Consider the following 12,928-nt stretch of genomic DNA (forward strand, 5'->3'; position numbering starts at 1 on the left):
AGCTGAGCAGTCCCTCTAATCGGTGATGCTCAGCCGCACCCGCGCCCACCACGGCGACGACTGGGCTTTACCCCGAACAGTGGACACTTCTGAGAAGCGGATCTTCGGGTCCGTGGAGAGGATGTCCTCATGGGTGCTGCGAGGTACTCGGGCGAGTTCAAGCGGGACGCGGTCGCGCTGGTGGAGTCCAGCGGGCGGCGCATCCCGTCGGTGGCGCGGGAGCTGGGCGTCAACCCGGAGTCCCTGCGCCAGTGGCTCGCGCGCTCGCGGGCGGAAGCGGCCACGTCTGGTGCGGGCGGTGAGGGCCCGTTGAACCCGGCGGAGCGCGAGGAACTGCGCCGCCTGCGCAAGCAGGTCCGCGAGCTGGAGCTGGAGAAGGAGATCCTGCGGAAGGCGGCCGCGTATTTTGCCAAGGAGATGGGTCGATGACCGGCCGCTGGCGGTTCATCTCCGACCACCGTGACCCGTATGGAGTACAGCGGCTGTGCCGAGTGCTGGACGTGTCCGCGTCCGGCTTCTACCGGTGGATCGCCGCGGCGGCCACCCGGGCCGCCCGGAAGGCCGCCGACGAGGACCTGGGCGTGCGGATCGAGGAGATCCACTGTGAATCCAACGGGGCCTACGGCGTCCCGCGGATCACCCGGGAACTGCGGGAACGGCACGGCGCGGTGAACCACAAGAGGGTCGCCCGGCTGATGCGCGAGCGCGGGCTGGCCGGCCGGCACCTGCGGCGGACGGTCCGCACGACGATCGCGGACAGGAACGTGCCGCCGGCTCCGGATCTGGTCGGACGCGTCTTCGAGGCGCCGGCGCCGGATGTGCGCTGGTGCGGTGACATCACGTACCTGCCGGTCGGCGGATCGTGGATGTACCTGGCCACGGTGATCGACATGCACTCGCGGCGGGTCGTCGGCTGGTCGCTGGCCGAGCACATGCGCGCCGACCTGGTCGTCGACGCGGTCCAGTCCGCCGTGGATGCCCGCGGGGGCGACGTGCGCGGGGTCGTGTTCCACTCCGACCGCGGGTCGCCGGTCAGTACACGTCGGCGGCATTCGCCGAGGTCTGCCGGGCGCACGGGATACGGCGCTCGATGGGCCGCGTCGGCTCCAGTTACGACAACGCCCTGGCGGAGTCCTTCTTCGCCACGTTGAAGCGGGAACTGCTCTACGGTTCACGCTGGCTGACCCGGGCGCAGGCCCGCATGGCGGTCTTCGCCTGGATGGCCTGGTACAACCGCAAGCGGCGACATTCCGCCCTGGGCTACCACAGCCCCGTCGACTACGAGCGGCACCACGTTACGAGCGTCGCTAACCTGGACTTGGTTGCATAACAAGCGAGTGTCTACGAAATAGGGCAAAGCCCGCACCGCCTACTGCTCAGCAGACCTCCAACTCATCCACACCCCCGCATAGGGTGTTGTACCGCGGTGTAGAGGTGTGGCGGCGAATAGCAATGCCAGGGAATCCGGGCACCGCGCTAACACCGTGGATGTCTGGTGATACTGCGCGCATAACGGGCTGGCCTGGCTGCGTGTCCCAGGTCGCTGGTCTGGGTCTGGTGGGTAAGGGTGCGGGGGGTTTGGCCTGTTCCGGCATGGAGGGAAAGGGCCACTGTCCGCGCTCAAGAGATGGTAAAGACAAATGGCGGCGGCCTGCTGGGGAGGGCCTTCCCCAGCAGGTCGCCGCCATTTGTCTACCTGGTTTCTACTTCAAGGTGGAGGAGCTGCCCCACTTCCTCAGGAGCAGCTTGCGGCCGGGGTTTTCGACGACGGTGTGCAGAGCCCAAGCGATTGCGAGCGACACTGCGAATGCGGTTCCCGACACCAGTAGGCCGGATGGCCACCAGGGCAGCTTCGGGTGCGGGCGGAACAGGTACTCGCCGGTGCGGATGACCAGAATGTGGACCATGTAGAAGGCGAAGGAGATCTCGCCCAGCTTGACGCTCAGTCGGCCCCGCCAGGGGGACGGTTCGCCTCGCAGGTCGGCCTGTGCTGCGGCCGCGATGAGCGCAGCAAAGCCGATAAGCGTGCAGGCGGCGTACTGGTAACGGTAGTGAGGTGCCTGGGAGCTGAGGAAGTAGCCGCCCATGGTGAGTGCAACAGACAGCGTCAGGCCGGGTCCACGCCAGCGGCCGGCGCGTACGAGCTCGGCGAGGGCGATGCCCAGGATGAACTCGGGCAGGCGCGCGAGCGGGAAGTCGTAGGCGGCCCAGTCAGGGTGTGCGAACGAGGCGACCAGCATGGGCAGGGTCAGGGTCGTGATGGTGCATGCTGCGGCGGCCACCATGCTGGCGCGCCAGCCGAGGCGGCGCAGGGGCCAGACGAGGAGCGGGAAAGTCAGGTAGAAGAACGCCTCGCAGGCCAGGGACCAGCTGACGGGGTTGACACCGCCGTAGAAGTGGACGTCCGGTACCCATGCCTGGACCAGGAAGAGATTCGCCAACAGGGACCGAACGGAGGGCTTCGTGCCGGGGGCCAGAGTGTAGGCCAGAGCAAGGGCGCCGAGCGCGGTGGCCAGGTGCAGAGGGTAGACGCGGGCAAACCGGCGACGCCAGAAGCGGACGATCCCCCGGCCTGTAGGGGTGCTGGCGGTAGACCAGGCGAGCACGAATCCCGAGAGGACAAAGAAGAACGAGACACCCGTGTTGCCGGCACCGAAGGCGAAGCGGATGGTGCTCCCCGCGCGGCCGCCGATGTACTCGACCAAGTCCAAGTGGTAGAAAAAGACCATCAACGCTGCGGTCCATCTCAAACCGGTCAAAGACGGAAGTGGAACCGGCCGGGTTTTTGCCTCGCCAGCAGCCCCCTGGGCCCTCTGTGAGGGAGCCGCGTCACCTGCACTCGGGACACCGCTGGATATAGCACCTGTACTCAACACCTACTGGACGGTATCACGGGCCGGGCCGCCACTTTGTTCGCCCGACCTCGGCGCCAGCGGCGGGGCGCAGCCTCGCGCTGCGGGAGAGAACCGGCCGGCCTGGTGTTTCGCGGCGGGACGTGTTGGGGGAAGGCTGGGAAGTTCCGGTCCGCCGCCGATACGGCAGCGGGAGAGGCTCCGATGGGCTCGGTAGGGGTACGGGTTCACCCTCACTGTCTTGTCCTGGCTGGCGCTCGGCGAATATGCCGCCTGGTTGCGGCGGCAGCGACGGGCATTCTGCGCCGCTGCTGGCTTGGCAGCCGATTTCCATAAAGGGTCCCGGTGGAAGGCGGCGAGGCGGCGAGGGAGAAGGCGATGCCCCGGAGCGTGGGACTCCGGGGCATCGTCGGTCATCTCAGCACCATTTGTGCTGTTGTTGCTTCATGCGGCTCGGCCTACTGCCAGGTGTTGCTGGACCAGAGGGCACCGCCCTTGCCTTCGCCGCCGTCCTTCTTGTAGACGACGAGGTTGCCGTCGTTCTGGAAGTGGAGGTAGGCGCCGGGGTTGTTCATGGTGGCGGTGGACCAGTACGAGTTGCCGATGCCGGGGCCGCCGCCCTTGCGGTAGGCGACCAGGTTTCCGTCGCCGCCCATGTGGAGGAAGGATCCATCACCGCCGGCGACGTTGGAGCTCCACAGTTCCTTGCCCTGGTTCTTGTCCCAGATGTAGAGGCGACCGTCGCGCTGCATGACGAGGATCTTGTTGGGGCTGTCGGCCCAGAAGCCGGCCGGGTAGCGGCCGTCGCTCGGGAGCTGGTTGGGGCGCATCCAGGTGTCGCTGGACCAGAGGCCGCCGCCCTTGCCTTCGCCGCCGTCCTTCTTGTAGACGACGAGGTTGCCGTCGTTCTGGAAGTGGAGGTAGGCGCCGGGGTTGTTCATGGTGGCGGTGGACCAGAGGTGGCCGCCCTTGCCGTCGCCACCGGTCTTCGTGTAGACGACGAAGTTGCCGTCGGCCTGCATGATCGCGTACGCGCCGGGGTTACCGGAGGTGTTGCTGGCCCACAGTACGCCGCCCTTACCGGGGACGGCGCTGTTGTGGTAGATCACCAGGTTGCCGTCGGCCTGCATGCTGATCTTCAGGTGCTTCGCGACGAGCGTGGCGCCAGACGCGATGGTCTGACCGGCCCTGAGGACGTGGCCGGAGGTCGCCTGCACCCACGCGGCCAGGTCATCCACGCGCGTGGTGGAGGCGCCGGTCTTGTCGGTGGCGGCCGCGTCGAGGCAACCGTTCTGCCAGGAGCGGCTGACCAGGCCTACCAGGGCCGGCTTGCCGTTCTCCGTGCGTACTGCCGGGGAACCTGCGTCGCCCTGGCACACGGTGGCGTTCGCGGGGGCCTTGGCAGCCATCCCGAAGTCGGTCGCGGTGGGGGCCGCCACAGTGAAGGTGGCCTTGTGGGGTGTGGTCGGCCGCCACTGCGAGGCGGTGCGGCCGTAGCCGGCCACGGTCAGGTCCTCGCCTGCCGCGGCGGCGGTGCTGGACAGGGGCGCCGGCGTGATGGACGAGGCCGGGTCGATCAGCCGCGCCATGACCAGGTCACGGTCAGGACGCGGTGCGAGTTCGACGATCTCGCTGCGGTGGGTGCCGATTGTGACAACGGTGCGGCTCTTGGGGGCGCCGGCCGGGATGTCGATGCCCTCAGCGGGCTTGTCGGCGAAGCAGCTCTTGGCCGTGACGACCCAGCGGGGATCGATGAGGACGGCGCTGCAGGAGCGAGCACTGTCGCCGATATCGAGCCGTCCGACGAAGGGAAGTTCGGCATCGGTGTTGAGAGGGGCCGGGCCCGATCCGGTGACCCGGATCTCAACAAGGGTGCTGCGGGATCCTCCCACCACACCCTCGCCGACGCTGGCGTAGCCGTCCTTGGCGATGTCGACCGACTGGGTGGCCCCGTTGGCGGTCAGTTTGGCGTTGAGGGGCTTGTCGCCGGCGTCGATGGCGAAGACCCGGGGCAGCTCGAGCGCGAGGTATCCGGTGGGGGCACTCGAGGTGAAGCAGTAGGTGCCCTGCCGGTTGACCGTGAGGTCCTCGACGGTCATGACGCGGATCTGCGGCTTGGAGTTGTCGCAGTCCGCGAGCGTTATCTGTCCGTCACCTCGGACGAGTTTGATGCCCTTGGTCGCGAGGATCTGCGCAGCGTTCGGGTAGCTGAAGTCCTCTATGGCATACGGGGCCGACGAGGTGTCGGCAGCTGTGGCAAGGCCTGCTGCCGGGAGGCTGGATGAGGTGGCGAGCACCGCGATGATGCTCAGCTTTCTGGCGCGCGAAAGCACCAAAGTCCTTCCGATGGCGGCGCACTGCGGCGCCGGGAGATATGAGTGGAGCAATCGCCGGCCGATCCCCCAGTGCGCGGCAATGCAGGAGTAAACCTCAGCCGCCACACGAGCCCTGTCAAATGATCTTCACGTGAAAATGATCACTATGGGCGCCGCGCAACCATCGCCTGCTCGATCGGTCCAACTCTCGCCGGTCGAGGCATGAGTGGCCAGAAATCGCCAAAAGCGGTGGCCTGAAAGCAATGCGCAAGCAGGAGACGCCGCGTTCTCAGCTATTTCCCGGGAGGCTGACCACTCCCAGGGAACAGCCACGGGCCCGACGACCGGCCCCAGTTGGCAGACGGCGTTTCAACGAAGCGCCCAGACCGTGAGACAGGTTCGAGTTGTGAAAAGGGTTTCCAGGCCCCAAAGCCCACCGGGCATCCCCCGATTCGTCAGACGGACACTGAGCAGAGGCGTTCTCCCCCTCGCACTGGTGGCAGGTCTGCTCAGTGCCGCACCCGCTATAGCCACCGCGGCGGACACACCACCCGCGCAGGTGCCCGGCTACGTGGTACCGCCGACCGAGCGCGGCCGGGTCGTGGACTTGTGGAAGAAGGGCGGCCCCGGAGTCAAGGCGGCCGCCGAAGTCGCGCTCACCGGAAGCGACGCCGAGGTCGCGAAGTTCCTCGGCGAAGCCGAAGCACTTGTCCGCCAAGACGACCGGGTCGCCACGGCCCAGATTGCCAGCATCGGCGGCATCAGCCTGCAGGACGCCGCACGCAAAGCCCTCGCCGGCACCCCAGCCGAGATCAAAACCTTCCTCGAGACTGGCTGGAAAGCCCCGCTGGAGCAGGACCAGCGCGTCAAGGTCGCCCAGATCATCGACACCAGCGGCCCCATCGTCCAAGAGAAAGGCCGCGAAGCCCTCCAGAAGGGCCCTGGCGCCATCAAGGCCTTCCTGACGGAGGGCCAGTACACCCTGCGCGAGCAGGACGACCGCGTCCAGATCGCCCAGATCCTCAGCATCAGTGGCGAGAACACCCGGGCCGCCGGCCGCATAGCCCTGCGCGGCGGACCCGACCAGATCCGCGACTTCCTGACGGTCGGGCAGTTCGTCGCCCGCGCCCGCGACCAGGAGCAGGCAACCATCGCCCAACTCCTGGAGCAGACCCGCGAGGCAGGCCGTCAGGCCACCGCCGAGAAGGACGCCGCCAAGGAGGCCTCCGCGCGAGCCGTGGAAGCCGCCCGCCAGGCCAAGGAAGCAGCCGAGAAGGCCGCCGCCGAGACCGAAGCCGCCCGGGGCGACGCCCTACGAGCCGCCGCCGCAGCACGCCGTGCCGCCGAAGCCACCCGCCAGGCAGCTGCCGCCGCGCAGCAGGCTATATCCGCTGCTGCCGCCGCCAACCGCGCCGCCCGCATCGCGGCAATTGCCGCAGCCAATGCCGCTAGCGCCGCAGCGTCCGCCAGCAACGCCGCCACCCGCGCACGCGACGCCGCGGCCGCGGCAGCCACCGACGGCACCAAGGCTGCTGATGCCAACAAGGCCGCTGCCGATGCCCGCGCCGCGATGCGCGGCGTTCAGGAAGTCGAAAAGGCCGCGAATCTCGCGGGTGCTTCTGCTCAGGCCGCCGCCGACGCTGTCCAGGGCGCGCTGGGCGCCGCCAGGAACGCTCTGCTGACTGCCGATGCCGCCCTGGACGCCAGCCGCTATGCCGACCAGGCTGGCATCGACTCCGCCGAGGCCCGTGCCGCCGCCGATCAGGCACGGCGCCACGCCAACGAGGCCAACCGAGCCGCCAACGCCGCTGCCGCACTCGCCCGCCGAGCTGCCGCTGCCGCATGGGAGGCGCGCGATGCCGCTCACTCTGCCGCAATCCACGCACAGAACGCCGCAGACGCAGCGGAGGAGGCGGCCAGGCACGCAGGCGAAGCTGCGACGGCCGCCGCCGAGTCCACCAAGCATGCCGAAGCGGCCGCCCAGGCGTCCGCCGCAGCCAAGTCGGCCGTGGACCAGGCCAAGGCCGTCTACGCCCTGGCCCGCGAAATCGAAGCGGAAGATCTCCTCGCCCGAACCAACGCGGGCCTGGAGAAAGCCAAGGACAACAAGGCCAAGGAAGAGCAGGAAGAGGCCGCCGCAAAGCAGACCGCCAAGGACTCCCAGAACCTGGAGGCCGAGGCCAAGCAACTGGCGGCCCAGGCCGCGAAGCAGCCCGACGCTGACGCCGCTGTACTGGCCCCCAAGGGGCGCCAGGTGGCTCTGAAGACCGCCCAGATCCGCGGTGAATGGAGCAAGGTCGCCGCCGAAGTCGCCCTTGCAGGCTCCGACGCCGACATCCTTACCTACCTGCGCACGGGCTGGGCCGAAGCCGACCGGCAAGACCGGCGGGAGCAGGCAGCCCGCCTTGCTGAACAGCATCCTTCCGCCGCCGTAAGGGCGGCCGCCGAACAGGCACTCAAGGGCGACGACACAGCCGTCACGGCCTTTCTTGCCTCCGGCCAGTACCAGGCCGCAAAGGAGGAACTGCGGGTCTACATCGCGCAGATCCTCGAGACGGCCGGCCCCGTCACCGCCGACGCCGGCCGCGCTGCCCTCAACTCCGGCGACGTCGCCAAGTACGCCGACTTCGCCACCGCAGGCCAGTACACCGCACGGGCTCAGGACGAACGCGTCCAAGCAGCACAGCTCGCCGACAGCGGAGGCCCCGAACTCCAATCGGCCGCCCGCATCGCCCTGACCGGCTCCAAGGCCGACCTCCACGAGTTCATCCAGCGAGGCCGCTACGCCGCGCAGCAGGAAGACCTCCTCTCCGCTACCCACCAGCACCGCGTCCAACAGCTCATCGCCGAAGGCGCCGCCATCGCAGCCCTGGCTGCCCAGGACGCCGCGCAAGCCGCAGCCGCAGCTGCCACGGCCCGTAAGGCAGCAGCAGAGGCTCAGGGCTACGCTGCCCAAGCATCCAACTCCGCCGAGCAGGCCAAGGGCTATGCCGCCCAGGCCAGCAAGTCGGCGAAGGACGCCGAAGCCTCTGCCGCCCGCGCCGCGGAATCGGCCAAGGTCGCACGTGCGGCTGCCGCGAGCGCGGATAGCGCAGCACGCAACGCGGCAGTCTCAGCGGCCGACGCGGAGATTTCCGCGCAATCCGCACGCGTCTCGGCCTCCACTGCCTGGGCTTATGCAGCCCAGGCCAGGGACACCTTCCTGCAGGCGAACAATGACGCGGTCGGCGCACAGCGGGAAGCCAGCGCCGCTCACGCCCAGTACGTTCAGATCGCCGAAGACAGGGCCGAGGAGTACCGCAAGTCCGCCCCGGCCAGGGAGGCCGCCCGGATTTACCGATGCGGCTATGACGGCCTGAACTGCATGACCCAAAGCGAACGCAACCGCTGGTGCTGGCAGCACAACATCAACTGTGATGCGATCAAGGCAGCCGCCGAATACTGGAAGCCCTATGGCGATGTCACCAAGAATGTCCTCAAAGAGGGCCTGAGCCTCAGCAACGCTTACAACTGCTACGAAAGCATCGACATTGGTGCATGCACGGACTTCGTCAAGGACACGCTAGTCAGCAACAAGATCCGCATGCTGCGAGTGGCGTTGTCCTTCCTGAAGGGTGTCGAAGGAACAGGAACAGCGGGTTGTTCTCGCTGTTTCCTGGCGGGGACGAGAGTTCTCATGGGTGACGGATCCACACGCAATATCGAGGAAGTGCGCCAGGGCGACTCGGTGCTGGCGACCGACCCGGCCACAGGTGCGACCTCGCCGCAGAAGGTCTCGCACCTGATCATCACGCGGGGGAACAAGCACCTCAACGAACTGGCAATTGAAACACCTAATGGACCGCGATCTATCACGGCCACCAACGAGCACCCGTTCTGGAGCCCCTCGGAGGCCCGATGGGTGGAAGCGAAGGACCTTCTGCCCGGACACACGCTCCGCAGCAGCGACGGGCAGACCCTGACAGTTCGCAAGAACCGCTCGTACACGAAGGTTGCGCAGACCTATAACTTCACGGTCGAGAACCTCCACACTTATTACGCGATGGCCGGCGATACGGCTATCCTGGTCCACAACTCCGCATGCAAGAGTGATACGGAATACAGCAACACGTACAAGCCTGGTCATGCCGGTGGGCTTCTGGCTTCTATAGATGATGACGGGATTCTCAATCTCTACATCCATGCGGTAGATGGCAAGACCCCCTCCGGGGCCGAGATGTTTACCGAAGCCATGGAAGCATTGGGTGGTAAAGCTAAGGGCGTCCGGGGGACCTGGGTTGGCGGAGGGGTTTGGGACGACTCGCAAGACATTGCCGATAACTTGCGCAGCTACAATTCTGGCGTTCAGAGCCTCATGCTCACCCCCCAAGAAGCGGCCCGTAATACTTTCACGGGCAAGATGGCCAAAAAGTACGGCTTCAACGGTGAGGTTGTAATAGAAAAGGAGGTCGGACCTCCCGGTAACCGCGACAAGGTGACTGTGGTATTCTACCGATAATGAGTGATCGAGAGCTGTCTGAAATTGTGCGCGAACGAGTCATGGAAGGTGATGATGTTGTCGACGTTGCCAAATTGATACTGTCGCAGCTGGGAGACCCGCCAGCCTTCTTTCCCTTCGCCCATGCTTTCTTCCGTGGGTTGAACGTTCCCGTTCAAGTTCTCTACGAAATGGTCGGATGGAACGGAATCGGTGGTAGCGGTGACGTCTCCGACGAAGACCTTCGAACGGTCCTCCAGCCCTACGCCGACCGCCTGCTCACTGGGGAGTAGGGGCCTGGTTACCAGCACCTAGCAGGAGCGACTTCCTTTAACGACCACAGCGCGGGTCGCCACCATTTTGGTGGCGACCCGCGCTGCTTCATCCCCGCGCCGGGCCGTACACCGTGTTCGGCGTATTCCTCCTGGACGCTCCGGTGGAGGCGCATCCAGGGATCGACAGTGGACATATGACTGAGCTGATGTCAGATGTCAGGCACCCTACGCCTCACCTCTGCACATGAGCCTGTACCGCGCTCTGCAGATGAATCTGTACCCCGACAAGCGTCGACGTGGGCCGCGACCGCGTTCATCGAGTGTTCCATTTGGCCCGGGTGAGCGTCTGAGCTGGCCTCTGTGGGCTCGAACAACACGCCAGCCCTTGCCGAGTGGTGTTCGCAGCATTCGTATGCTCCGGGGCATGAAACTCTTTCGGCGGCGTGGCCGAGGCGAAGCCGGTCAGACGACGAGAACCCCTTTGACCAAGGCCATGGCCCTGTACCAAGCGGGGCGCTATGCCGAGGCTGAGGCCGAGGCACGCTCCGTGGCCGCGGCCCGGTCCCGGCCGCGCGACGACACGTACGCGGCGTTGGCACTGGGTATCGCCGCGCTCGCTGCGGGCGCTCAAGGCCGCCACGCCGATGCCGTCACCACATACGATGCACTGCTGCCGGCCTTCGGAAGGATCTTCGGCGCCGAACACCCGCAGACCCTGAAACTGCGCTCGGACCGCGCCCAGGCGCTGAGCTCACTCGCCCGACGCGCCGAACGCGAGGCAGAGTGCGCGGCCGTCGCCCGGATCGCATCCCGCGGCACAGGGCCGGACATGACGCTCATATTGATCCGAAACGGTTCGGGTACTGGGTCGTTGTGGTGGTGTGAGCGATCTGGTGGGGGACGCGCGGCATCTGTCGCCGTCGGCGCAGGAGGCCCTGCGGCTCCGGGCAGTGGCCGCGTTGGTGGCGGGGCGGGACCGTGAGGACGTGGCGGCGGTGTTCGGGGTGTCGCTGAAGGCGGTCGACATCTGGTGGGCGAAATGGCAGGCCGGCGGCCGGGAGGCGCTGGTCATGCAGCCTCGGGGCAAGCCTGTCGGGGTGCACCAGGTGCTCGGGGAGGCCGAGCAGGGCGCCGTGCGGCAGGCAGTCCTCGATCATCGGCCCTGTGACCTGGGCTTGAGCGGGCAGTTGTGGACGCGGCGGCTGGTGGGCGAGCTGATCGCGAAGCTGTACCGGGTGCGACTGACCGAGCCCGGGGTGGGCAAGTACCTGAGGCGTTGGGGACTGTCCTTCCAGCGTCCGGACAAGCGGGCCGTGGAGCAGGACCCGCAGGCCGTGCGCCGCTGGCACGAGGAGACCTGGCCCGCGATCCGGGCGAAGGCGAAGAAGGACGGCGGCGAGGTCCTGTTCGCCGACCAGGTCGGCATCCGCTCCGACCAGGTCACCGGCCGCACCTGGGGCGAGAAGGGGAAGACACCCGTGGTGCGGCGGAGCGGGAACCGGTTCTCCGTCAACGCGATGTCGGCGATCAGCACCAAGGGCCGGATGCACTTCATGGTCTTCACCGAGAGCTTCACCGCCGAGGTGATGTGCCGCTTCCTGGACCGGCTCGCCGGACACTTCGACCACAAGGTCCATCTCGTGGTCGACGGACACTCCGCCCACCGCTCCAAGAAGGTCCGCGACTGGCTCGCCGCCCACCCCGACGACGTCGAACTGCACTTCCTGCCCACGTACTCGCCCGAGCTCAACCCAGACGAGCTGGTCAACGCCGACCTCAAGCACAGCCTGCCCAAACAGCACCGGGGCCCGGGACCAGGCAGAACTCGCCGCTGAGACCCGCCGCTTCTTCCGCAGACGCCAGCCCAGCCGCACATCGTCCGCGGCTACTTCGGCGGCCCACACGTCCGCTACGCCCTCGACGAGAACCCCATGAGTTTCTGATCAATAGCAACGGCCGCCCGCAATGGGCAGATTTACGCCCTTACCGCGCTGGGCCGCCACCCGGAGGCGGAGGCACTTGCGGCTCATCGCGTACTGGACCGCTTCACCTGGTCCTGCGTCTCGGTCTGGCCCGCAGCCTCAACGGCCAGGCCCGCCACGAGGAGGCTTGTCGACGGCGGCGTAATTCCCCAGAGGCTGTGGTCACGTAATTCCCCAAGGCCTGGCGGGCTCAGCCATCCTCGAATGGTTCGTCACTCCACCTGAACCAAGCACGATCGTCGCTGATGTGCAGAAGGAACTCCGCGACTGGACCTGACGGGGCCACGAGCGACAAGGTGTCCGCGATCCGGTCGTAGGCGTCGTCGAACCGCTCGTACTCCTCCGCCTCCACGAGAGCCAGCGACTCGGCGAGTTCACCGGTTCCCGAATGTCCGACGGCTTCGGCGGCCTCTTCGTGCGGCAGCCAGGCTGTCACCGCTCCTGGAATCGCCAGCCGCGATCTGGCGGCGTCGGCGTAGCCGGTGAAGAGCCGTGCTATGGGCCGTGCCGTGCAGTGTCTGCCCCGATGTGAGGTGCGTCCGGTCCGGGCGGTGACCGCGCCGAACCGCAGGCATCCGGGCGGGGCGATTGCGACCGCAAGGCGCATGGCCGCGTGTGTGCAGGGCTCACCTTGGTCGCGGCGCAGCGAGGGCAGAGCCCAGGCTGTGGCGGCGGGCGGGGACGGCTTTAGAAGCAGCACGCGGTGGCGCTGGTCGAAGCAGACGAGGAACACGTCAGGCGACATCGCCAGGGTATGCCTGCACATGCGGGTGAGGGTAGAAGGCCTTATTCGGCTCAGCACGCTGTGAAAGTGCGCGCCCGCCCGGCCGAGGCTGCCCAGGCCGTGGGTCACGTGCGTTCGCACGGCGACCGCAGTGCGCCAGCTGTGTTCGGCAATAGCCGTGTAACGTGCGTTGACTGCGCCTGAGGCCGGGGTTGCAGGCGACTGGGAACCGTCTCGGGCAGTGGATGGGAGCGGCCATCACTCATCAGGGTGGCGTATTGGTCCGTGCGCGCTGTGAAGTGT

Annotated in this window: 5 protein-coding genes and 2 pseudogenes; 4 read left to right on the top strand and 3 right to left on the bottom strand. The window is 67.1% G+C overall.

The window, feature by feature from the left end; all coding sequences use genetic code 11:
• The first annotated feature begins 129 nt into the window (after nt 1–129).
• Nucleotides 130–1,330, top strand: a pseudogene (locus ACFY15_RS31135) (IS3 family transposase).
• 373 nt (nt 1,331–1,703) lie between these two features.
• Here the strand turns inward: ACFY15_RS31135 and ACFY15_RS31140 are convergent.
• Together ACFY15_RS31140 and ACFY15_RS31145 are read right to left on the bottom strand one after the other, a co-directional pair.
• Nucleotides 1,704–2,876, bottom strand: a complete 1,173-nt coding sequence (locus ACFY15_RS31140) for an acyltransferase family protein (RefSeq protein WP_390826478.1) — start codon at nt 2,874–2,876, stop codon at nt 1,704–1,706.
• A gap of 434 nt (nt 2,877–3,310) precedes the next feature.
• Complete coding sequence (locus ACFY15_RS31145) at nt 3,311–5,149, bottom strand: trypsin-like serine protease (RefSeq protein WP_390826479.1); 1,839 nt, start codon at nt 5,147–5,149, stop codon at nt 3,311–3,313.
• Between the two features lie 514 nt (nt 5,150–5,663).
• Here ACFY15_RS31145 and ACFY15_RS31150 point away from each other — a divergent pair.
• From ACFY15_RS31150 to ACFY15_RS31160, 3 genes and pseudogenes are all read left to right on the top strand, one after another.
• The gene (locus ACFY15_RS31150; protein WP_390826480.1) at nt 5,664–9,665 is read left to right on the top strand and encodes a polymorphic toxin-type HINT domain-containing protein; all 4,002 of its coding nucleotides are present in this window, start codon (nt 5,664–5,666) and stop codon (nt 9,663–9,665) included.
• Nucleotides 9,665–9,937, top strand: coding sequence for a hypothetical protein (locus ACFY15_RS31155; protein WP_390826481.1), 273 nt, complete (start codon nt 9,665–9,667; stop codon nt 9,935–9,937). The genes ACFY15_RS31150 and ACFY15_RS31155 overlap by 1 nt, the downstream gene beginning before the upstream one ends.
• Nucleotides 9,938–10,812: 875 nt before the next feature.
• Nucleotides 10,813–11,862: pseudogene (locus ACFY15_RS31160) on the top strand (IS630 family transposase).
• A 229-nt stretch (nt 11,863–12,091) separates the two neighbouring features.
• On the opposite strand, the gene ACFY15_RS31165 reads toward ACFY15_RS31160, so the two are convergent.
• Complete coding sequence (locus ACFY15_RS31165) at nt 12,092–12,667, bottom strand: hypothetical protein (RefSeq protein ID WP_390826495.1); 576 nt, start codon at nt 12,665–12,667, stop codon at nt 12,092–12,094.
• Nucleotides 12,668–12,928 lie beyond the last annotated feature (261 nt).

Source organism: Streptomyces sp. NPDC001373, assembly GCF_042895815.1.
Taxonomy (GTDB): Bacteria; Actinomycetota; Actinomycetes; order Streptomycetales; family Streptomycetaceae; genus Streptomyces.

What these genes read in the sequence shown, in the direction of transcription:
- ACFY15_RS31165 (WP_390826495.1), bottom strand. Translation starts at nt 12,667, where the DNA reads ATGTGCAGGCATACCCTGGCGATGTCGCCTGACGTGTTCCTCGTCTGC.
- ACFY15_RS31155 (WP_390826481.1), top strand. Translation starts at nt 9,665, where the DNA reads ATGAGTGATCGAGAGCTGTCTGAAATTGTGCGCGAACGAGTCATGGAA.